This is a genomic window from Neobacillus kokaensis (assembly GCF_014656545.1).
In the GTDB taxonomy this organism is placed as follows: Bacteria; Bacillota; Bacilli; order Bacillales; family Cytobacillaceae; genus Neobacillus; species Neobacillus kokaensis.
Map to the genome: position 1 here is coordinate 392,841 of NZ_BNDS01000001.1, position 22,043 is coordinate 414,883.

At 38.7% G+C, this 22,043-nt stretch carries 22 protein-coding genes and 2 pseudogenes; 13 read left to right on the forward strand and 11 right to left on the reverse strand.

The window, feature by feature from the left end:
* Nucleotides 1–4: 4 nt before the first annotated feature.
* Nucleotides 5–2,104 (reverse strand): transglycosylase domain-containing protein, encoded by a 2,100-nt coding sequence (locus IE222_RS01895; protein WP_191269133.1) that lies wholly within the window; start codon nucleotides 2,102–2,104, stop codon nucleotides 5–7.
* A 162-nt stretch (nucleotides 2,105–2,266) separates the two neighbouring features.
* Between IE222_RS01895 and IE222_RS01900 the strand changes: the two genes are divergently transcribed.
* The 4 genes from IE222_RS01900 to IE222_RS01915 all read left to right on the forward strand — a co-directional run bounded on the left by IE222_RS01900 (nucleotide 2,267) and on the right by IE222_RS01915 (nucleotide 5,003).
* On the forward strand, nucleotides 2,267–2,959 hold the full coding sequence (locus IE222_RS01900) for an ABC transporter ATP-binding protein (protein ID WP_191269135.1): 693 nt from the start codon (nucleotides 2,267–2,269) through the stop codon (nucleotides 2,957–2,959).
* Entirely contained in the window at nucleotides 2,956–4,302 is a 1,347-nt protein-coding gene (locus IE222_RS01905) for an ABC transporter permease (RefSeq protein ID WP_191269137.1), read from the forward strand. Before IE222_RS01900 ends, IE222_RS01905 begins: the two co-directional genes overlap by 4 nt.
* A gap of 146 nt (nucleotides 4,303–4,448) precedes the next feature.
* Nucleotides 4,449–4,715, forward strand: coding sequence for a phage holin (locus IE222_RS01910; RefSeq protein ID WP_191269139.1), 267 nt, complete (start codon nucleotides 4,449–4,451; stop codon nucleotides 4,713–4,715).
* A 72-nt stretch (nucleotides 4,716–4,787) separates the two neighbouring features.
* A complete protein-coding gene (locus IE222_RS01915; RefSeq protein WP_191269141.1) occupies nucleotides 4,788–5,003 on the forward strand; it encodes a hypothetical protein in 216 nt (71 codons plus the stop codon).
* 12 nt (nucleotides 5,004–5,015) lie between these two features.
* Here IE222_RS01915 and IE222_RS01920 read toward each other — a convergent pair whose 3' ends face one another.
* The gene (locus IE222_RS01920; protein ID WP_191269143.1) at nucleotides 5,016–5,246 is read right to left on the reverse strand and encodes a YczF family membrane protein; all 231 of its coding nucleotides are present in this window, start codon (nucleotides 5,244–5,246) and stop codon (nucleotides 5,016–5,018) included.
* 163 nt (nucleotides 5,247–5,409) lie between these two features.
* Between IE222_RS01920 and IE222_RS01925 the strand changes: the two genes are divergently transcribed.
* The 3 genes from IE222_RS01925 to IE222_RS01935 are packed head-to-tail and all read left to right on the forward strand — an operon-like array spanning nucleotide 5,410 to nucleotide 9,352.
* Nucleotides 5,410–7,002: a spore germination protein gene (locus IE222_RS01925; protein WP_191269145.1), complete on the forward strand. Its 1,593-nt coding sequence runs from the start codon at nucleotides 5,410–5,412 to the stop codon at nucleotides 7,000–7,002.
* 3 nt (nucleotides 7,003–7,005) lie between these two features.
* Nucleotides 7,006–8,220: a Ger(x)C family spore germination protein gene (locus IE222_RS01930; RefSeq protein WP_191269147.1), complete on the forward strand. Its 1,215-nt coding sequence runs from the start codon at nucleotides 7,006–7,008 to the stop codon at nucleotides 8,218–8,220.
* 19 nt (nucleotides 8,221–8,239) lie between these two features.
* On the forward strand, nucleotides 8,240–9,352 hold the full coding sequence (locus IE222_RS01935; RefSeq protein ID WP_191269149.1) for a GerAB/ArcD/ProY family transporter: 1,113 nt from the start codon (nucleotides 8,240–8,242) through the stop codon (nucleotides 9,350–9,352).
* A 45-nt stretch (nucleotides 9,353–9,397) separates the two neighbouring features.
* Here IE222_RS01935 and IE222_RS27015 read toward each other — a convergent pair.
* From IE222_RS27015 to IE222_RS01950, 3 genes and pseudogenes are all read right to left on the reverse strand, one after another.
* Nucleotides 9,398–10,585: pseudogene (locus tag IE222_RS27015) on the reverse strand (ATP-binding protein); the annotation flags it as partial.
* 220 nt (nucleotides 10,586–10,805) lie between these two features.
* On the reverse strand, nucleotides 10,806–11,300 hold the full coding sequence (locus tag IE222_RS01945; RefSeq protein WP_370464994.1) for a GNAT family N-acetyltransferase: 495 nt from the start codon (nucleotides 11,298–11,300) through the stop codon (nucleotides 10,806–10,808).
* 170 nt (nucleotides 11,301–11,470) lie between these two features.
* Nucleotides 11,471–11,623 (reverse strand): YpzG family protein, encoded by a 153-nt coding sequence (locus tag IE222_RS01950; RefSeq protein ID WP_191269367.1) that lies wholly within the window; start codon nucleotides 11,621–11,623, stop codon nucleotides 11,471–11,473.
* Between the two features lie 387 nt (nucleotides 11,624–12,010).
* On the opposite strand from IE222_RS01950, the gene IE222_RS01955 reads away from it, so the two are divergent.
* Nucleotides 12,011–12,949, forward strand: coding sequence for a manganese-dependent inorganic pyrophosphatase (locus IE222_RS01955; RefSeq protein ID WP_191269153.1), 939 nt, complete (start codon nucleotides 12,011–12,013; stop codon nucleotides 12,947–12,949).
* Between the two features lie 74 nt (nucleotides 12,950–13,023).
* Here the strand turns inward: IE222_RS01955 and IE222_RS01960 are convergent, their stop codons facing one another.
* Nucleotides 13,024–13,773 carry a hypothetical protein gene (locus IE222_RS01960; protein WP_191269155.1) on the reverse strand — a complete coding sequence of 250 codons (750 nt, stop codon included), beginning with the start codon at nucleotides 13,771–13,773 and terminating at the stop codon, nucleotides 13,024–13,026.
* Between the two features lie 368 nt (nucleotides 13,774–14,141).
* Between IE222_RS01960 and IE222_RS01965 the strand changes: the two genes are divergently transcribed.
* Both IE222_RS01965 and IE222_RS01970 read left to right on the forward strand, forming a co-directional pair.
* Nucleotides 14,142–14,846 carry a pirin family protein gene (locus IE222_RS01965; protein ID WP_191269157.1) on the forward strand — a complete coding sequence of 235 codons (705 nt, stop codon included), beginning with the start codon at nucleotides 14,142–14,144 and terminating at the stop codon, nucleotides 14,844–14,846.
* A gap of 91 nt (nucleotides 14,847–14,937) precedes the next feature.
* Nucleotides 14,938–15,528: a DNA-3-methyladenine glycosylase I gene (locus IE222_RS01970; protein WP_370464995.1), complete on the forward strand. Its 591-nt coding sequence runs from the start codon at nucleotides 14,938–14,940 to the stop codon at nucleotides 15,526–15,528.
* A gap of 21 nt (nucleotides 15,529–15,549) precedes the next feature.
* Here the strand turns inward: IE222_RS01970 and IE222_RS01975 are convergent, their stop codons facing one another.
* Complete coding sequence (locus IE222_RS01975) at nucleotides 15,550–15,705, reverse strand: hypothetical protein (protein ID WP_191269159.1); 156 nt, start codon at nucleotides 15,703–15,705, stop codon at nucleotides 15,550–15,552.
* A 293-nt stretch (nucleotides 15,706–15,998) separates the two neighbouring features.
* Between IE222_RS01975 and IE222_RS01980 the strand changes: the two genes are divergently transcribed.
* Complete coding sequence (locus tag IE222_RS01980; RefSeq protein ID WP_191269161.1) at nucleotides 15,999–16,646, forward strand: TetR/AcrR family transcriptional regulator; 648 nt, start codon at nucleotides 15,999–16,001, stop codon at nucleotides 16,644–16,646.
* An 86-nt stretch (nucleotides 16,647–16,732) separates the two neighbouring features.
* Here IE222_RS01980 and IE222_RS01985 read toward each other — a convergent pair whose 3' ends face one another.
* Both IE222_RS01985 and IE222_RS01990 read right to left on the reverse strand, forming a co-directional pair.
* Nucleotides 16,733–16,897, reverse strand: coding sequence for a hypothetical protein (locus IE222_RS01985; RefSeq protein WP_191269163.1), 165 nt, complete (start codon nucleotides 16,895–16,897; stop codon nucleotides 16,733–16,735).
* Between the two features lie 191 nt (nucleotides 16,898–17,088).
* Nucleotides 17,089–17,298, reverse strand: a complete 210-nt coding sequence (locus IE222_RS01990) for a YuzK family famiily protein (RefSeq protein WP_191269382.1) — start codon at nucleotides 17,296–17,298, stop codon at nucleotides 17,089–17,091.
* A 239-nt stretch (nucleotides 17,299–17,537) separates the two neighbouring features.
* On the opposite strand from IE222_RS01990, the gene IE222_RS01995 reads away from it, so the two are divergent.
* Together IE222_RS01995 and IE222_RS02000 are read left to right on the forward strand one after the other, a co-directional pair.
* The gene (locus tag IE222_RS01995; protein ID WP_223282544.1) at nucleotides 17,538–17,882 is read left to right on the forward strand and encodes a metal-sensitive transcriptional regulator; all 345 of its coding nucleotides are present in this window, start codon (nucleotides 17,538–17,540) and stop codon (nucleotides 17,880–17,882) included.
* A 71-nt stretch (nucleotides 17,883–17,953) separates the two neighbouring features.
* Nucleotides 17,954–19,337, forward strand: a pseudogene (locus IE222_RS02000) (IS3 family transposase).
* A 45-nt stretch (nucleotides 19,338–19,382) separates the two neighbouring features.
* Here the strand turns inward: IE222_RS02000 and IE222_RS02005 are convergent.
* Both IE222_RS02005 and IE222_RS02010 read right to left on the reverse strand, forming a co-directional pair.
* Nucleotides 19,383–20,657, reverse strand: coding sequence for an MFS transporter (locus IE222_RS02005; RefSeq protein ID WP_191269165.1), 1,275 nt, complete (start codon nucleotides 20,655–20,657; stop codon nucleotides 19,383–19,385).
* Nucleotides 20,658–20,669: 12 nt separating this feature from the next.
* On the reverse strand, nucleotides 20,670–21,977 hold the full coding sequence (locus IE222_RS02010; RefSeq protein ID WP_191269167.1) for an alkaline phosphatase family protein: 1,308 nt from the start codon (nucleotides 21,975–21,977) through the stop codon (nucleotides 20,670–20,672).
* Nucleotides 21,978–22,043: the final 66 nt, after the last annotated feature.

A 22,043-nucleotide genomic window follows, 5' to 3' on the forward strand; every position in this document is an offset into this window, starting at 1 on the left:
CGTGCTATTGTCTTATTTCCTTTACATTTTCAAAGATGGAATCAATGGTTTCACCAATTGTATAGATTACCTTGTCCAAGCCCTCTTTCCACTTAGGTGCCTGCTCTTTAATGGTGTTTCCAAACTTTTTGGCGTTTTCATTTAATTCCTTGCTGATTTGCTTTGCTTGATCCTCGAAGGAACCTGCCTTCGATTTACCGGCAAGCTGGTCATTAATTGAGACAACATCAAAACTTTCTTTTGGCAGATTGGCCGCAGACGTACTCATGATTTCTTTGAAAATCGGAACAACATTGGATGAGCTTGCGCTTTGCAGGTAATGCTCTCGGTCTGTTTGGTCAAAACCAATCCAGATTGCCCCGACCAAATTTGGCGTATAGCCAACCATCCATTGATCCTTTGTTCCTGATACGCCGCTAAACGGGAGCTGGGTTGAACCTGTTTTTCCTGCGAGCTGAACACCAGGGATCTGGGCACGGCGTCCTGTTCCGCTTTCGACGACATTGAGCAGCATTGAGGTCATTTCATCTGTCACCTTTTTCGAGGTTACTTTTGTTGTAACTGGCTCCCGTTCTGCAATTATATTCCCCGTTGGGCCAACAATTTTTGTAATCAAATGGCTTTCCTGACGTTTTCCGCCATTCGGGAAAACTGAAAAGGCATTGGCCATTTGCATGGGCGATACACCTTTACTCATGCCGCCAAGAGCAATTGCGAGGTTCTTGTCCGCTTTTTCAACAGGAATTCCGAATTTATCTAACTTGCCGAGCCCCTTATCTAAGCCAACCTTGTTAAGCAGCCAAACGGCAGGAATATTCAAGGATTCTTCTAATGCTTTATACATTGGAACCTTCCCTTGATAGGTTCTTGAGAAATTTTCTGGTTTATACTTGTCGATTGTCATTGGCTTATCCTCAAGCTCAGATGAGTATTTATAGCCGTTTTCCAATGCTGGTGTATAAACAACAAGCGGTTTAATGGATGAACCTGGCTGGGCGCGTAATTGTGTGGCTCGGTTAAAGCCGCGGAATGTGTGCTCACCTCTTCCGCCTACCAGCGCCCGGGCACCGCCTGATGCAGGATCCATTAAAACAGCACCACTCTGAACGATTTGCCCTCCCATTCCACGCGGGAACAAATAATCTTTTGCATAAACTTTTTCAAGCCCCGTTTGCAGGTTTTGGTCCAATTCAGTATAAATACGATATCCCCGTGTTAATATTTCTTCCTGTGTCAAACCGTATTTGTATATTGCCTCATTTAAAACAGCATCAACATAATAAGGAAATTTCCGTTCAATAAAGCTGCCGCCGCCATCTTTCAATTGAATTTTTTCCTGTTTCGCTTCCTTATACTCAGCATCTGTGATCATACCAAGCTCTTTCATTTTGCCAAGCACAACGTTCCTGCGTTTCATTGACAAATCGTAATTATTATAAGGGTTAAGATAATTTGGCGAGTGCAAAAGACCGGCAAGCATCGCTGCTTCGCTGATTGTGACATCCTTAATATCTTTATCAAAATATTTTTTTGAGGCGTTGGCGATCCCCCATGCACCGCCGCCGAAATACACTTGATTCAAATACATTTGCAGTATTTCGTTCTTTTTATAAACCTTTTCGATTTTGACAGCTAAAAATAATTCCTCAGCCTTACGCTTATATGTTCGTTCAGGCGATAACAGGGCATTTTTTGTCAGCTGCTGTGTGAGAGTGCTGCCGCCTCCTGTTATTCTCCCTGAGAGCAGGTTGCCAAAAAAGGCACGGGCAATGCCCTTAATATCAAAGCCTCCATGCTCATAAAAGCGCTCATCCTCGATAGCAACAACGGCATTTGGAACAAATTTTGGAAGCTCCTCAATCTTTACACCTTTTGTTCGGTTCGTTGCCACATTTGTTGCCATGTCGCCGTCCTTGTCATAAATAACGGTCGGCTGGCTTAGGCCTTCTTTTAATGACTGGACATTAGCCCGTGATGCCAGCCAGGCAAAATATAGAATGGTCACAAGTACAACAACCAAAATGATTAATAACAGAATTTGCGTTAAATGTTTCCTTTTCCAAAAACGAACAATGAATTCCCAAAGTGGACGTAATTTTTCCATTGTGTCTCCTTACCTTAATAGGGATTTTTGCTTTTTATATTATAAGTTTTCTTAACCAAAAAGACCAATCATAAGGTGGATGAAATTTTTTCAAAAAACTGAAGGGGAAATATGGATGATAAACGTCTATTAAAGTGAAGTAGGAAAAATCAGGAGGAAAAAATGATTACAATCAATAATTTAAGTCACGAGTTTGTCATAGGTAAAAAGGGTAGACAGACGATTATTCCGGTATTAAAGAATATTTCGTTTAAAGTTGAAAAAGGTGAAATTATGACCATTGTTGGCAGGAGCGGGTCAGGAAAATCAACCTTGCTTAATTTGGTCAGCGGATTTATTCGTCCAAAAGATGGTGAAATTTGGATAAATGGCACAAAGGTATCTGAGCTGAATGAAGCAAAGTTAGCGGATTTCCGGATACATCATCTTGGCTTTATCTTTCAAAGCTTTCAACTGATTCCAAGCATGACTGCATTTCAAAATGTGGAGCTGCCGTTAATTTTAAAAGGGGTAAGTGACCGAGAGCGAAAACAGCAGACGGAGGAAATGCTAGAAAGGGTTGGATTACTAGAATATCAGGATCACTACCCTAGTGAATTATCAGGCGGGCAGCAGCAGCGGGTGAGTATCGCCCGGGCGTTAATCGTGAATCCTCCCATTATTCTTGCCGATGAACCGACCGGAAGTCTTGATAGTGAAACAGAAGAGGATTTACTTCAATTCATTAAGGAATTGAACCGTGATCTAGGAATTACCTTTCTCATCATCACCCATGATGACAAGGTAGCCGAAATCGGCCATCGGACGATTGAATTAAGTGATGGAAAAATTGTCGAGGAGGGGGTATTGGTATGAAACTAAGAGACCAATTTCGCTTCGTCCGGCAAAATATGAAGAAAAATAAAACTCGGGTATTTATGACTATCCTGGCAACAGCCATGGGATGCGCTTTTCTTATCGTATTAGCCTCAGTAGGATTCGGGCTGCAAAAATCAGTAGTAAAAGAAATGTTGGAACAACGAATTGTGACTCAAATTGATGTCCATGGAAAAGAGGTTAAAGACGGAGGGTTTCGTCCGATAAACATTAAGGATATTCAAGTTCTTGAAAAGGTCGGGAAGGTAAAAGCTGTAACAAGAAAGATCATGCTGCAGCAGGAGAGTACATATAAAATAGGAAATTATCAAGAAGGGGCAGAAACGTATGTGAGCCATTTTCCTTCTGAAGTAAAAGCAGGATTTGAATTGTCGGAAGGACGTTTGCCAAAGACTGAAAATGAAGTGGTCGTTGGTTATGATTTTCCATTAAATCTGGGAACAACGGACGAAGTAGAAGATTTGTATGATAACAAAGGTCATGTGAAGAAAAAATACCGTTATCCTGAAAATTTAATTGACAAAAAGCTAGATTTAACAGTTAAACAATTAAAAAACGGTAAGCATGTAGAGAAAAAACTGCAGTTAACCGTTGTAGGGATTGGCAAAAAGCCAACAAGAGAATGGATGCAGGATAGGAGCGTCTTCATTTCCGATCAAGTATTAAAGGAGATTGAGAGTTTTACCGGGACACCAAATGGAGCCATTCTTGGTCCGGATGAACCGCAGCAGCAAAATCCTGAAACAAACGAACGTATTTATGATGAAGTGAAAATTTATGCAAAAAACATGGAAGCTGTTCAAGGAATTGTTGACCAATTAAAAGATAAAAATTATGCAACTTACTCTGTTGTAAATGAGTTAAAGGAAATCAATATGGTCTTTACAATCGCCAAAGCGGGTCTCATCTTCATTGGGACAATTGCAATATTAATTGCGTCCATTGGAATTTACAATACGATGACAATGGCAGTAACGGAGCGGGCACCGGAAATCGGGATCATGAAGGCGATCGGTGCAAATCCGAAAACAATCAAGCGTATTTTCCTGCTGGAAAGCAGCTATATCGGCCTGATTGGAGCTGTAATTGGGACTATCGTTTCCTACGGAATTAGTTATGCTGTGAATTTTTCAATACCACTCATCATTAAACAGGCATTTGGGGAGGAAATGCCGGCAGGTTTGACCTTTAGTGATATTCCGCTCATCCTGCCAATCATTTGTATCGTGATTTGCTACGTTGTGACAATTATATCGGGATACCGGCCAGCACAACGGGCTGTAAAAGTTGATGTGTTAAAAGCATTGAGAAGAGAGGTATAAACCCGGTTAAGGTGTCAGGCACCATGTGAAAAATTCACATGGTGCCTGACACCGTTTTGGACAGCCTGTTTTTTTAAAATGGACAACCATTCGCCGTCACCCGCATATAATAATAGAAAGAAATTCTATTAAAGCGAGGTGGGGGAATGATTAACTGGAAGGTTCGGTTTCAAAATCGCAATTGGGTGATTGCTTTTATTTCACAGCTATTAATCGTCACACAAATAATATTGGCTGGACTGAATTCATTAGGAGTAACTGATTTTCAGCTTACGGATGCCATTAAGGATTGGATACTAATGTTTGCGAATGCTGTCTTTGTCTTGCTGTCGATGCTCGGTCTTGTCCAAGACCCAACAACAAAAGGCTATCGTGACAGTGTCAGGGCTATGAATTATAAAAAACCCAATTAGCTGGAAATTAGTAATTCTATTAAGGACAGTGGAATAGGATGAACTAACTTAGTAAAAAAAGGAGCTCTTATTATGTGGTATTGGATGACCCTTTTCATTCTAGTTATCGTCCTTATTGCTGTTTTGGAAGAATTAATCTATTATTTTTGGAATCGTTATGTTTACGGGAAAAGACAAAGAAAGCATGGAAGATGGTATCAAAAAGCGGCAGTGTGGTTTACAGGACTTAAAAGAAAGCGTCAAAAGGACCTTCAATCAAATATAACGAATGATATAGACTCGCCTTAATGGCGGGTTCTTTTATTGTCCATTGTTCTGTTGAATCTGTTTCACAAATCCTACAATTACCTTTATAACAAAATAAAGGGCAAAAAGGACCATTATGGTGATATCAGTTTTTTCTGATACCCGGAAAGGTTTTATTTGTTTGCTAATTATTTCAGTTCGACCGAAGCCCATCGCGAAATCTAATAGGGTCACAAGAATGATCATTGATAATGACAATAGGAACATGACGACAATGGTTTTCAATCGATTCACCTCATTTGGAAATATATCCTAGTTTCTCATTGGAGCCCCGAATTATTCATTTCAAAAATTTTATACCTTGGATAAAATAAGCCTTTTTGGATAACATAACCAGAACAAAAGTAGGTTTAAAAGTGGGGCGGTATTTGTGTCGATTTTAACCAAAATGTTAAAAAAGAAACAAGTGCAAAGGAAAAATGATAATTTTCGTCAAAAGCTCGATCACTCTATTCCGGGGGAATTATTAATTCATAAAGATTATCAAGAAAATATCTCACGTATTAAAGGTGAATTAGGTAATAGTGCGGATCTAGGGATAAGAGAATTAAAGATTGGTCCATACCAAGGGGCTCTGCTTTTTATCGATGGTCTGGTTGATGGTAAAGGCATTAATGAGTTTATTTTGGAAACGCTCATGGATAAAAAGGTTCCAATTGAAGAGTTTGATCTTTTTCAATTTGTATTGGACCAAACTGTTGCTCTAGGGTCGGTTAGTACAATTACTAATTGGAATGAATTGTTCGATAAATTATTATCAGGCTGTTCCATCATTTTATTGAATGGCTGTAATAAAGCGATTAGCGGGGAAACGAGAGGCGGGGAGACACGTTCGATTGCTGAACCCACACAGCAATTATCCATTCGCGGGCCCAAGGATGCCTTTACTGAGACGCTAAGAACGAATACTGCATTGATTCGCAGGAGAATTAAGAGTCCGAATCTTTGGATTGAATCAATGAAAATTGGCAGGGTGACACAAACCGATATTGCTATCATGTATGTAAAAGGTATTGCCGATGAAGAAATTGTGAATGAGGTAAAACAAAGATTAAATCGGATAGATATTGATGCGATTCTTGACTCCGGTTATGTAGAACAATTGATTGAAGAGCAGACGTTTACGTCCTTTCCGACAACTTACCATACGGAAAGACCGGACGTTGTTTCTTCGCAGCTGCTCGAAGGCAGAATCGCGATTGTTGCCGACGGAAGCCCCTTTGTGCTAACTGTTCCGGCTGTGTTTGTACAATTTTTCCAAGCACCCGATGATTATTATTCTCGCTTTGATCTTTCGACAAGCGTTCGGATGTTAAGAATTTTAGCTTTTTTTATCGCATTGATTGGACCATCATTATATATTGCGGCTACTACCTTTCATCAAGAAATGATCCCGACCACGCTGGCAATTGCGATTGCGGCACAGCGGGAAAATGTCCCTTTCCCGGCCTTTGTAGAGGCATTAATTATGGAAGTCACCTTTGAAATTCTAAGAGAGGCTGGATTACGCCTGCCAAGAGCCGTCGGACAGGCTGTGTCGATTGTTGGAGCGCTTGTCATAGGTCAGGCAGCCGTTCAAGCAAGTATCGTTTCACCGGTTATGGTCATTGTCGTATCAATAACAGCTATCGCCAATTTTTCTACACCTGTATTTGCGATGGCGATTTCAGCAAGACTGCTGCGTTTTGCACTGATGGCTCTGGCGGCACTTGTTGGATTTTTTGGTATTATGCTTGGATTAATAGTCATGGCGATCCATTTGTGTTCATTGCGTTCCTTTGGGGTTCCATATATGTCACCAGTAGCCCCGTTTAGCGGGGAAAATCAGCAGGATGTATTTATTCGTTATCCCATTTGGGCTCTTAAATACCGCCCTAGACATATTGCAAGAGGAAATATCGTTAGAACTGGGGAGAATCAAAAGCCTGCTCCGCCAAAACATGGAAATTCACATGAATCAGATGATACGAAAGGTAATTAGACGATGAATTCATTTATTCGAATATTTATGTTGTTGATCATCGTTATACCTCTTCTTGGAGGCTGCTGGAACCAGCGAGAACTGACGGATTTAGCTTTTGTCATGGCACTTGGAATCGATAAAGGGACGGGGAATGAAAAATATGATGTAACATTTCAGGTAGTTGTACCTGCAAATGTAGCATCAAGTCAAAATGGCGGCAGCGGGGGGCAGGGGCCACCTGTTGTTGTCTACAAGAGTTCGGGAAATAATTTAACAGAAGCAAGCAGAAGAGCAACAAAAAAGATTCCGCGGGAGCTGTACTATTCCCATACTAGTATTGTTGTCATCGGTGAAGACTTGGCCAGAGAGGGGATTCTTGGTGTATTAGATGCTCTTGACAGAGATCCTGAATTTCGCACGACAACGGTGGTTATTATTGCTAAAGATAGAAAGGCGGAAGATTTAATATCTGTAATTACAAATCTAGATAAGCTCCCGATGAATAGATTTATCAAGACGCTTGAAGCAACAGAGGCGATGCTCGGTGAAAATATAAAAGTCACGATAGACGATCTTTTGCAGGGGATTACCAGCTCTGGGAAAGAACCAGTAATTAGCGGCTTTATCATGGAAGGCAGTACAGAGAAAGGAACATCCCCACAAAACATTAATACGACAAAACCTCCGGCTATGATTACGGCTGATGGGCTTGCTGTGATTAGGAAAGGGAAATTAGCGGGCTGGCTTGATTACAATAATGCTCGTGGTGCTGTTTGGCTGATGAATAAAATGCAAGGGACGGACATCGATTTTAATTGGAATGGGATTAAAGATGCAGTAAGTACAACTCCGTTTTTATCTAATACGAAAGTTGCTGTTTCTATTAAAAACGGCAAGCCATTTGCCAACATCAATATTGAAACTGCGTTTAAGTTGAGTGAAATTAATACGGATTTTGATAACGAAGATCCAAAGAAGATTGAAGTGCTCGAAAATAGAGTATCTGCCCAAATTAAAAGTGAAGTGGAGTCAGCTATAAAACAGGTTCAAGAATATAAAGCAGACATCTTCGGCTTCGGGGAAAATATTCATCGAAATCACCCTAAGATTTGGGGAGAAATCAAACATGATTGGGGGAATCAGTTTGCCAATATGGATTATCAAATAAATGTTAAAAGCTATTACCGAGAGTCAGGTTTAAGGGGTAAACCGTTTTGGTCGGATTTGAAAAAATAATAGAAAGGGGGAAGGTCCTGTGGAAAAAGCAAAGATAAGTGCTAAACAGCTGTTTGTTTTAGTCGTTTTATTCGAAATGGGCAGCGCAATACTAGTGGGTTTTCCGCTTAATTTGAAACAAGATGCCTGGGTTGCGGTTTTACTTGGCATGGCAATGGGTGTAGGGCTTTTCTTTGTTTATTACCGTCTTTTTTTATATTTTCCTGACCTTCCCCTGACAAGTTATTTAGAAAAAATAATTGGTAAATGGCCGGGAAGGATCATGGCGTATTTTTATATTTTATATTTTGCTTACCTTGCTGCAAGGGTGCTAAGGGACTTCGGCGAGCTATTGACATCAACAATTTACACACATACACCGCTGTTTTTCCTGATGTCTTTAATGATAATTACGAATGCTTATGCCATTCAAAAAGGCTTTGAAGTGATTGCCAGGGTGGGAGAACTGTTTTTTGTGGTTGTTTATTTAATGGCGATCGGTGGATTTTTTCTCATCATTTTTTCCGGGTTGATACATTTGGAAAACCTAAAACCTGTGCTGGAGAGTGACTGGATTCAGATTTTAAAAACTACCTTTAAAGGCACGCTGACTTTCCCTTTTGGTGAGATGGTTGTTTTTACCATGCTGCTTCCTTATTTAAACCAAGCGAAGAAAGCAAAACTAGTTTGTATCTCTGGGATGATTCTAAGTGGAATTAATTTTACGATTGCTACAATCATTAATATTACGACATTAGGAATTGATTTATTTATGCGCTCACCATACCCGCTGCTTTCAACGATTAGTAGGATTCAGCTTTTTAATTTTATTGAGCGGCTTGATGTTTTGTTCATGATCTATCTAATGATTGCGGGTTTTATTAAAGTAGCGATTTTCTATTATGCAGCTGTTGCGGGAACAGCGAGCCTGTTTCAATTTAAGGATTACCGAACAATAAGTTTACCAATTGGAATCCTAATTTTATTAACTGCATTAATGATTGCTTCCAACTATACAGAACATATTCGAGAGGGTCTAGATATTGTTCCAATTTATCTGCATTGGCCATTGCAAATTATTGTGCCTTGCCTGCTTTTAGTCATTGCGTTTTTTCGAAATCGCCGAAAACAGTCAAAGGAAGCTGCATCATAGAATAAAAAAACTGCCCAAACAGTTAAGTTTAGGCAGTTTTAATTGTTATTGCGGGTGAGAACCTGCCATCTGTTGCTGCTCCATCGGTAATTCAATAAAAACGGTTGTTCCCACATTCTTTTCACTTTCGAATCGAATGGTACCCCCATGTGATTGTACGATTTTAAAGCTGACGGTTAGACCTAATCCGGTCCCTTTTTCTTTGGAAGAATAAAAAGGCTCCCCAATCCTCTGCAATCTTTCTTGAGAAATGCCGCAGCCATTGTCTTTAATCATGATTAAAATCCGGTTTTCTTGTTCTTTTTTTAGACTAATGGTAACTTTACCGCCATTGATGGAGGCTTCAATCGCATTTTTTATAATATTAATAAATAATTGCTTCAGCTGGTTTGGCTCACATTCAATGAAAAGCTCCTCTTTGGGAAAAGCAGATTTTATTTGTACATTATATAAACTTGCTTCCGTTCCGAGTAAGGAGATTACATCCTGCAGCAGTTTTTGAACCCAGGTTATTGAAAATTTAACATGTTGCGGCTTGGCTAATAGCAAAAGCTCCCCAACAATATGATTGATGCGGTTTAATTCATCTAACATTATCTGATAATACTATTGATGTTTTGCATCCTCTACCTGCAAGAGCTGAACAAAGCCCTTTAATGAAGTCAAGGGGTTGCGGATTTCATGGGCAACGCTTGCAGATAACTCCCCGACTACCGACAGCTTTTCTGTTCGTCTAAGGCGTTCTTCTCGTTCCTGTAATTCCTTTAACATTTCTTTTCTTTCCGTAATATCGCGCCCCATAACAACTAAACCTTTTCTCGTGCCATCAGGGTTAAAAAGCGGCACTTTAATTGTATCAAAAATCTTGATAGTGCCATCTGGAGTGGGCAGGGATTCTTCTACACGGGTAATTTCCCCATTTTTCCACGTTTGTTCGTCTGAAATTTCGCAAAACCTTAATGCCTCTGCATAAAAGTCCGTATATTCAGCAAGCTCAGAGTCTTTTTTTCCGCGATAGTCGACGTTTTCTAGTTGAAATAATTTCAGGCCAAAATTATTAGCTTCAATCCATCTGCCTTCTCCATCCTTAAAGTTAACAAAGTCCACCATCGAGTTAATTAAGGTAGAAAGGCGCTGCTGATCTTCTTTTGACGTATGCAACTCTTCAGTTTTGCTGACAAAAAAGTAAAAAAATCCGCCTGTAATAATGACATATATTACTTCCTTTATCCTTGCTGCTACTACATTAAAGGAATCTGAGAAAAAATTGTAAATGAAATAATTAGACCCAAATATCCAAATAATACTTATAAGAATGTAAAGGAGGATAAGCTTTTTTTTCTGCATGAAATACTCCTAATCAATACTTGTAATTTTATAAAACATTTGTCCTACTATATAGTACAAGAAATTGAATGGTTTTGGAATCTAATTATTCTCGAAATAGAAGAAGTTAAGAGACTCTTTTTCCTACAATCACAAGATCGCGCTCGATCCCATCTAATTCTGCTACATTAGGCAGATGGGCCCATTTTTCAAATCCGAATTGTGAAAATAGCTTTATACTCGGCTCATTATGAGCAAAAATAAACCCAAGTAATGTTTTGATTTTTAGTTCAGGGCAGATACTTATTGCTTTTTCAATTAAATATTTACCAAGTTTTTTTCCACGGTAGTCTTGATGCAGGTAAATGCTGATTTCAGCCGTACCGTTATAGGCTGAGCGGCCATAAAATGATTGAAAGCTAAGCCAGCCGCAAATAACACCTTTATCTTCAACCACCCATAACGGTCTGAATGAAGGGGAGTGCTCGTGAAACCATTGAATTCGGCTTTCGACATGGATTGGTTCGAGATCTGCTGTGACCATTCTGCCAGCAATTGTAGAATTGTAAATGTCCACGATTACGGTTAAATCCTTCATTTCTGCATCTCTAATTGTGAACATAATCACCATTCCTTATTGTTGTCTAATTTACTAGATTTTATGGTAAACCCCAGGCAAATGAAAATCAATAAAATTATGAAGAAAACCTTCCCTATTTTTTAGGAAAGGTTTCTCTTCGATCCGGAAGTATGCGTTAAGCTTCCTCCAGCATTCGTTTCTTTGCCAATCCCTTACCAACGGTGAGCTTTGGCATTACTCCTTAAGATGATTGTGTTTTGCGTCAATTGCGTTTGGCCATTTACTTGAGACTTCTGACGTTTCGGTCTCGTCCAAGTGTGGTGAAATAGCTCTGACTTTTCATCTAAACGCTCTCTGTAGCTCATCAAATCACCTCTATAAAGGATTTTTGAAACGACGATATTCATTAGGAATATCATTCTTATTATTTGTAAATGGACTAGAAAATAGTCAAAAATGGTCATATTTCTTTGCTGAGGAAGGAGTAAAGTAAGATGAATGATTTTAAATGAAGAAACATAATTAAAAGTGAGGTGATGGAAATTGTGGTGTTTCGGCTTTATTAAACCATTGAGAAATGAGTCGTAAAATAAATCACAACTTTCCATTTTTAGAATATAATATAAAGGTGATTTGAAAAAATCACTTATTTTTTTTTGAATCCTTTAGCGTAATCATATATAATTTCCATTAGGGTCATTTTTTCAAAAATTTATGACCTTTATACTTTAAAAGGATTGGGAGTAGTAACAATGGAAAAAGTTTTTATTTTTGGACATAAAAATCCTGACACAGATTCCATTTGTTCAGCGATTGCTTACGCTGACTTGAAGAAACAATTAGGATTGAATGTAGAGCCTGTTCGCCTTGGTGCAATCAATGGTGAGACACAATATGCACTTGATACCTTTAAGGCTGAGGCACCACGTTTAGTTGAAAAGGTTTCGGAAGAAGCACAGTCCGTTATCTTAGTTGACCATAATGAGCGCCAGCAGAGTGCCGATGATATTACCAATGTCCGTATTCTTGAGGTAATTGATCATCACCGTATAGCTAACTTTGAAACAAGTGATCCTCTATATTACCGCTGTGAGCCTGTTGGATGTACAGCGACGATCTTAAATAAAATGTACAAGGAAAATGGCAAGACCATCAGCAAGGAGATCGCTGGACTAATGCTTTCTGCGATTATTTCTGATTCATTGCTTTTCAAATCTCCAACCTGCACTCATGAAGATGTAATTGCTGCACATGAATTAGCAGAAATCGCCGGCGTAGATGCCAATGTTTACGGCTTAGAGATGCTGAAGGCTGGTGCTGATGTTAGCACCAAAACGATCGAGGAGTTATTGACACTTGATGCCAAAGGCTTCGAAATGGGTTCAAGCAAGGTGGAAATTGCGCAAGTGAACACAGTGGACCCATCTGATGTGCTTGTCCGTAAAGCAGAATTAGAAGCTGCTATTAATAAAAAAATTGCTGATAAGAATTTAGATCTATTCTTATTTGTGATTACTGATATCTTAACAAATGATTCCGTTGCCCTAGCGCTTGGCGGAAAAGCTGCTGCTGTGGAAAGAGCCTACAATGTAACTCTATCTGACAATTCGGCAACATTAAAGGGCGTTGTTTCCCGTAAGAAACAAATTGTACCTGTACTGACTGAGGTTTTTAATAAAGTGGAAATTTAATAAAAAATGTCCATGTGATAATGCATGGACATTTTTTATTTCTTCATGTAAGAGAAGCTGCTTGCTTTAGGTAGCTATTCTAGATTTTTGTGCTTTTCTTCTTTTTGTTGATTTAACATGAAAAAGGTTAACGGCTTATCGGAGCCGGTCATCAGTTTGTAAACATAGGACGATGTGAGTTTATATCCATCCTCAATTTTAGATGCCAAAAAGTTTGTCCGTTCAAAAATAATCGACCGGATATGGTTCAGCTGCCGGACAATTTTTTCCGTCAATGCTTCTTGGTTGTCCAGCCGCAGCAAAACGTCCTCTTGAAAATCCTCTTGTTTAGCGGTTGCATCCTTTTGCAATTCAAGCTGTTCGTTTAATCGCTGACTAAGCATCTGATTTGTTTCTCCTTGTTTTTCCAGCCTGTTAGAAATTTCTTGAATGCTGGCACTAAGGCGGTTAACATTTTCGATGATATCTTCTTTCAGCAGAGCCTCGTTCTCTAGAATCCTTTGGAAATCACCATTCTTCTCATTCAAGCTTTGTAAAAAGTGAACAATCTGTGTTTCAAAGTCCTTTTGTTCCAAATTGCTTTTTCTTAATTCTTGAAGCTGCCGATCGACCTGGGTCCATTGATGAAGTTGGCTTTGTTCTTGGACAAGTGAACGGGATTTTAATTCGCTTAAGGAATTTTGTAAGGCAGTATTGGTCTTATCCTGTTGCTTCATTAACTCAGTAAGAAAATCCTGCTTTGAATACGCTTGATTCGGTTCTTTTATTTCATTAAGATTTTTATATAAACCCGGCAGCTGTTTTTTATTAATATATAAGCCCATATCACACTCCACCTCATTATTTTTTGTTCTTGATATCCTATGCTTACATAATAAAGGAGGGGACAATAATGGGCTATGCTAATGAAACTGTATATTTGAGCATTATTTTGGAATTTATTTTGAATAAACATTTGCCGCATTGAAAAACAACCTGCCAACTCTCATACCTTAAATTGGTAACATGGTAAGTGTATGAATAGAAGGAAGGCTGCTTCGGCAGCCTGTCTTCTATTAAAAAAATATTATTTATATATTAACAATCTTCACCATTTCTTCTTGGCACTTTGACAAAAATAAATAATTGGATTACTATTATCTTGAATTCGAGATAAAATCGATTGAGAGTTGGAAAAAGGAGTGTATGGAACATGCTTAGAAAAATAGATAATGAAAATATGGGTAGAAGTAATTTAGGATGGTTAAGAAGTATTTTTCACTTTTCCTTTGCAGAGTACTATAATCCGAAAAATATCCATTTTGGAATGTTACGTGTACTTAATGATGATATGGTTGCTCATAGTACTGGATTTGATTTACATCCTCATCAAAACATGGAGATCATCTCATATGTTGTTGATGGTGAACTTACTCATGGTGATAGCATGGGAAATAAGAGTACGATTTCCCGCGGTCATGTTCAATATATGAGCGCTGGAACCGGTGTGTATCATAGTGAACACAACCTTGGCGAGCAAACATTGAGATTTTTACAAATCTGGATCATTCCTGATAAAAACGGCTATACACCAAGCTATGGCGATTACCGTTTTAATTGGGAAGACAGGAAAAATCAATGGCTTCATATGGTTTCAAGTAAAGCGGGAAATGCCCCAATTAAAATAAATCAAGATGTTAATGTCTATGCCCTGGAACTTGATAAGGGGAATGATATTAGTTTCCCAGTCGGTGAAGGCAGACAAGCATATATGGTCCAGGTGGAAGGTAAATCTACGGTTAATACAATGGAATTAAACCAAAGAGATGCATTAGAAATCCTAGAAGAAGATATTCACATTTCTGCAACAGAACCTGCACATATTGTCATCTTAGAGATGAAAAAAATAGATTTATAAAAGCTAAAGCTCCTTATAACAGGAGTTTTGTTTTTTCATTTCCTTGTTCTTTATGGATAGGATAAAATGGAAGGGAAAAGAGGTGCATTTCATGAAAATGGAAAATGTAAGCCGCTGTGGATGGGTCAATCAAGATCCATTGTACATTGACTATCATGATCACGAATGGGGAGTTCCAGTATATGATGATCGTTTGCTGTTTGAGTTTTTAAACTTGGAAGGAGCACAAGCAGGGTTAAGCTGGTACACGATTTTGAAGAAACGGGAGAATTATCAAAAGGCTTTTGATAATTTTGATGCCGAAAAAATTACTGCCTATGATGAACATAAGATGGAAGAGCTTTTACATAATGAAGGAATTGTTAGAAATAAGCTGAAAATAAATGCAGTTGTGACTAATGCTAAAGCATATCTGAAGGTTGTGGAGGAATTCGGGTCTTTTGCGGATTATATTTGGTCATTTGTTGACGGCAAGCCGATTCAAAATCATTTTAAAGATTTAAGCGAGGTTCCCGCGACAACCAACATCAGTGACCGCTTAAGCAAGGATTTAAAGAAACGCGGTTTTAAGTTTGTCGGTTCAACGATTTGTTATGCCTTCATGCAGGCAGTTGGAATGGTGAATGATCATGTTGAAACTTGTTTTTGTTATCAAAGAAGCCGCAAAAAAACGATGTCTTAACAAGAAGACATCGTTTTTAATTTATTTTCTATCAATTGCAAATTCAGATACTGGGATCGGAATGATCTTTCCCCCAATTTGAACATGAACGGTATCGTTGAAAATGGCTTTTACAATTCCTTTTAGTGAGATGGTGGAATTAATTGAGATTTTTTTTTCTTCAGATTGGACGGCCATAAAAAATCAACACCTTTCAAATTAGTCAAAGAAATATAGATAAAGATAAAGAAGTTACATTAATATTATTCGGAAAAATCTGTTAATATCCTTCTTATTTAAGAAGGAATTTGGTGAAAATAATAAAAAAATCGGTCATGTTATGTTTTATTTTTAAAGGGGTGTATTAAGGGATACAGCATAACATGAACCGTAGTTCAAGTATTACATGGTAATGTGTCTATTGTCAATGAAAAAGTGAACTATAGTTCATTTTTTAGAATTGTGATAATATGAGAATTGAGGTGGTAATCATGTCGGAAAAAGAAGATTATTTGGTTGGTGAATTCCCTTTTATCCCAAGGCAGGAAAGAGCACAGCAAAAACGAAAGGCGCTGCTTGAAAGCGGACAGATTTTATTTGCTGCAAAAGGATATGAGCAGACAACTGCGAAAGAAATTGCTGCACATGCCAAGGTAGCAACAGGAACATTCTATCGTTATTTTTCAGATAAACGGCAGCTGCTGATGGCTCTTTTGGAGGATGAAATTGATAATTTCCTTGCCCCTGAGCCACATTGGTTTTCTAGTAATCCCGAATTCGTATTGGCATCTCTTTTGGAAACACATGCGAATCGGCTGCAAAAATCTGGACTTTACCGCGTGTTACCTGAAATCTTATCAAAAGACTTAGAACTTGCCGAGGTTATGCAGGCAGCAAGAATAAGAATCCATGCAAGAATATTATCTGGTTTACAATTAATCTATGAAAAAGGATTAACATGGAGGGATTTGGATCTTGATATACTTGCCTGGTCCATCATGATATTAGTCGAAAATGGGCACGAAAAAGAAAGACAAGGTGGAAATAGGATAAATTATCAAGAGCTGGCAAAAGTGATTTGCCGGTTGGTTTTTCCGCCTGAAGTGTTAGAGAAATTACGGAATGATGGTGAAGCGTGAATAGAGATTTTTCAATGAAAAATGAGTTATAAAAAAATAAGGTCCATCATAGAATAACCTTGTTGGACCTTGTGGGTAATATAATTTCACTGTGCTGGCTTTTCAACCAAGAACTCAGAAGTTGGGATTGTAATAATTTTTCCGCCAATTTGGACATGAACGGTATCGTTGAAAATGGCTTTCACAATTCCTTTTAACGAAATCGTGGAATTTACAGAGATATTCTTTTTAGATTCAGCTTGGTTTGCCAATTTAACCAACACCTTTCAAGTAATATATGATGATATTATAAAGGATAGTGGATCAGGATTGCGAATAAAATGTACGGTTAATGAGTATTTTTTATTAAATAATTGTATTCATTTTTTTCCAAAATGTTTTAATTTTAAACCTGAATTCTATAAAAAAAGCTAATCCAGATGGACTAGCTTTTGGGTGGAATTTAATAATGCAGTTTTTTCTCGATATTTGTCAAAATGTGCTGACTTTGTAAATATTCACGCTCACGTCGTCTTTCGACTTTCATACGGACGTCAAGCTTTCTGCTGTAGTCGGCAAAACATACTCCATGGGCGCTATACATGGCTTTTTCCATATCGTGCGTGTAGTTCAATTTTAACTGATTGATACAAATCCCTCCGGTTTTTGTCATTTTTGCGACTTCCTATGATACATAGTTAACATCTTACCATCATGTGTTTAATTGAACAAAGTCGAAAATGAAGGATTTGAGGCGATATTGGCGAAGAAATCCGAAAAATCGTAAAATAACTCCGTGTTGCTTAAAATAATAAAAAATTTCTTGCAATCAAAGCATGTTTTAATATTCACACCCGTCGCATTACGGTAGGGGGGTATGTTATAATCAATCAAAGAGAGGGGGCCGTTAAAATGTCAAATGAATTGAGCCATGAAGATTTACTGGATCCATCCTGTTGTACACATGAGGGCAGTCAGCGTAAAAGCCATCATTCCGATAAAGTGAAAAGCAATTTAGTCACGAGATTAAATCGAATTGAAGGACAAATCCGCGGCATTAAAGGATTAATTGAAAAAGACACATATTGTGATGACGTCATCCATCAAATTTCCGCTACTCAATCGGCCTTAAATAGTGTAGCAAAAATTTTATTGGAAGGCCATTTAAAAAGCTGTGTGGTTGAAAGAATTCAGGAAGGCGACATAGAGGTTTTGGATGAGGTGCTGGTTACTATTCAAAAGTTGATGAAAAAATGAGTAAAAAAAGACTCCGCTGATGAAGCGACCCCCTTAAGTTGGACTAATATCCAGGTTAGGGGGTTTTTAGTTTGGTTAAGTTTTCAAGTGAATATCGAGCAAAGATTGTATTTGAGTATTTAAATGGAGGAGGATTGGGAGAACTGGCAAAGAAATATGGGATTGGCAGTAAGCAAACTGTTCTTGATTGGGTGAATCGATACAAAAAATATGGGAATAAAGCATTTGATATACAAAATACCAAGAGTGTTTATGATGGTAAGTTTAAGCTAGCAGTATTAGAATGGATGGAGAGAAATGGGGCATCATTACCTGAAACTGCTCTTCATTTTAATATAAATACACCCAGTACAATTTGGACTTGGAAGAAGACTTATGAAGAGATAGGCATTAAAGCTCTGATTAAACGGAGAGGAAGACCAGAACAAATGACAGCTAAAAATGATCATCAACAGGCGAAAGAAGAGGAATCCTCCGAACTTGAAAGATTAAAACGTGAAAATCGTATGTTAAGGATTGAAAATGAATACCTAAAAAAGCTAAGAGCCTTAATTCAGGGACCCGTGGATACCGGTAAAAGCAAGCGAAAGTAGTCACTGAATTAAGGGAAAAATATCGTTTATCAGAGATTTTGAAGGTCGTCGACCTTCCGAAAAGTGTATATTTCTACTATCAAAATCATGAAGAAACTAAACACAATAATCTGGGTTAATAAATGAAATTAAAGCAATCAAAAAGGATAATTCAGCTTATGGTTATAGACGCATTCATCTTGAATTAAAAAATCGTGGGTGGAAGGTAAACCATAAAAAGGTCCAGCGCATTATGCAGGAACATCACTTACGATCACAAGCATTTACCAAGAAAAGTCGGAAATATAACTCATATAAAGGGACAGTTGGTAAAGTTGCCCCCAATCGTCTGCATCGTCGGTTTAAAACAGACCGACCATATCAAAAACTTACAGTAGATGTCACTGAGTTACGCCGGGGAGACAAGTCCACAGAACATCGCTGTTATCTGGAACCTGTTATGGATCTTTACTCTGGTGAAATTTTAGCTTTTAACATTAGTCTTCATCCAACTGTAAGTTTTGCTTTAAAACCGTTGCATGAAGCCCTTGAGGCACTTCCTAAGCTACCTTATCGGACCACTGTCCATTCGGATCAAGGGTTTCAATATCAACATCATAGCTGGGTAAGGGAACTTAAGGAGCATCATGTATTTCAAAGTATGTCGCGAAAAGGAAATTGTCTTGATAATGCAGCAATGGAAAGTTTCTTCCACCTTTTGAAATGTGAAAAAATCTATCAACACGATTACAAATCCTTTGAGGAGGTCGCTGAGGCTGCAGCAGATTGGATAAATGATTATAACAATTATCGAATTAAAGAAAAACTCGGTGGTAAAAGCCCTGTACAATACAGGCTTCTTACCACCGAGCAATCAGCATAAAATTTTTTGTCCAACTTTATGGGGTCAGATCACTGATGGAGTCTTTTATTGTGAAAGCAAGTTGGATTGCGGTATTTCGGTCGATTTAGGGATTCTTAACAGGATGACAGCGCCTATGATGAATAAAATAATTAAGCTGAAAACACCGCTGTTTGTATTGCCGGTCATCTGTGCTGTGATACCTACTAAGAATGGTCCTAAGATGGCAGCAAATTTGTAAAAGATACTATAGAAGCCGAAGAATTCGTTGGCATTTTCCTTTGGAACAAGCCTGGCAAAATAGGAGCGGCTTAACGCCTGAATCCCGCCTTGGGAGGAGGCGACAAGCATAGCCAGGATCCAGAAATCCAATACCGTTTTTAAGAAATAGGCATACGTACAAATGACAATATAGACAAATATTCCAACAAGCAGCATTCTTTTGGTCTGGAATTTATCCGCAAGCTTGCCGTACAGTACTGCAAATGGCGCTGCCACCACCTGGGTCGCAAACAAGATGATTAATAGATTCGTGGAATCAATTCCTAGGTCTGAACCGTAGGCTGTTGACATTGTAATAATCGTATTTACCCCGTCAATGTAGAAGAAATAAGCTAGTAAGAAGAGAAACAACGGACGATATAGTTTGATTTTTTTAAAGGTTTCAAAAAGCTGCTTAAAGCTATTGGTAATCGGATTGGCAACACGTTCTTTGTAATAAACCTGATTTACATTTTTCAGCATTGGAATCGTAAATAACCCCCACCACAGTGCGGTAATGGCAAAGGCAAGCTGGCTGGCGATGGAAACAGAGATTGGAAGTATTTGCTGCTGTGATAAAATAATCAACGCGATTCCTAAAATAAAGGGAATCGTACTGCCGATATAACCCATGGCAAAGCCATGGGAGGAGATTCGGTTCATTCGTTCTTCCGTGGTAACATCAACCAGGAAGGCGTCATAGAAAATATTCGTTCCCCCAAAACCAATGACGGTGAGCATATAACAAATTAAAAGAATCAGCCATTGATTGCTCGGAACAACAGCGAGCATAAAGGTAAATATAATTCCTAATGCGAAGAAAAAGGTGAAAAAGCGTTTTTTGAAGCCTTTAAAATCAGCAATACTTCCGAGTACTGGTGCACAAATAGAAATGAGCAGTGTGGCGAACGAATTGGCATAGCCCCAATATGCAGTCGAAGTTGTGGCGCTAAGCCCGGCCTCTGAAGCTGCAGCTTTGAAATACAATGGAAATACGGCTGTGGTTATTAGAATGGAGTAGGCTGAATTGGCCCAATCGTAAAATACCCAGCTTTTTTCTTGTTTTGACATCCGGCCCATCTTAAAACCCCCTTATATTTTTAATAACGCCTTTAACACTTTGCCATCGGTTTCACCTAAACTAACACCTAACAATCTAGCAAAGGTTGGCCCTTCATCGATAAGCCGGCAGAAGGGGAGAGTGACTGGATTTATGCCGTTTCCAGCTGCCATAAGGATGGTTCCATAGTTTTCTTTTTCGGGTGAGTAACCGTGGGTGGCGAGTGTATATTTAGAATCAGCTTTTACGTCATCGACAGTGATTGTTTGGATATATTCCCCCTTTATATCTTCTAAAAAGTAATATCCTCTATGAGCTTCTAACATAAAGGCACATGAACCGTCAGCCCCTTTTTCTGCAGCTTGTGCACCTGTCAAATAAGATTCAATTCCGGAGTTTGAATCATTAATCAAAGAATCTAGCACCTGTTTTACTTTTGTTAATGAAGCAGTATCATATGAATCTTTAAGATAAATATATGCGGAGCCATCACAGCTTTTACAGTACGCCTTCCAACTTTTCACCCTGCCGTTTGGACTGGTGGTGATGAGATTCTGCTGCAGTAAAAGTACATTTGGCTTAATGGCTTTATTTTCATCAAGGGCGCTGTGGTCACCTAACAAGACAATGGTTGAATTTTCATAGATGCCGCCATCCTCTAAAGATTTTAGAATTTTGCCAAGACGGTCATCGTGGCGCCTAATGGCTGCAATGGCCTCATCAGAAGAGAAGCCATGCTTATGACGCTGGGTATCAAGGTCTGTAAAGTGAACCATCAATAAATTCGGCTTTCTTGTCTTAATTGTATGGACCGTTGATTCAAGGACAAAATCATCTAATTGCGGCTGATTAAGCCTATTCCTGATATGACCAAAAAGCTGGTTTAATTCCCATTGGAAGCTGGGGGTTCCATTCATCAGTGACACTAAAATTTGATTTTGCCATGGGCGGTTGGCGAAAATTTCCGGCATGTTATAGTCTATATTCGCTTTGGCGGTTACTGGCCATAATAGGGCCGCCGTTGTCATGCCTGCCTTTTTTACTTCGTCATAAAGCGTTGTCCCGCTGATCTCATCTCGGTACCAATTCCAATCTGGTGACTCCCGGCTAGGCTGAAGAAGGGTATTATTAATAACTCCATGACGTTTTGGATAATTTCCAGTCACAATCGAGGTATGACAGGCATAAGTCACAGAAGGATAAACGGTTTGGACGTTTTCCACATGGGCTCCGTTCTTTAGAATGAATTGAAAGTGTGGCAAGTCTTTTAAAATAGGTAAATCTAAAGCTGACAGGCAATCAAAAGAGATGATAATGAGATGGTCGGTAAGTCGATTCATGGAATCCTCCGATAATAGATGTCATGCTAGTTTCATTTTACTATATGCAGCAGGAATTGAGATCAT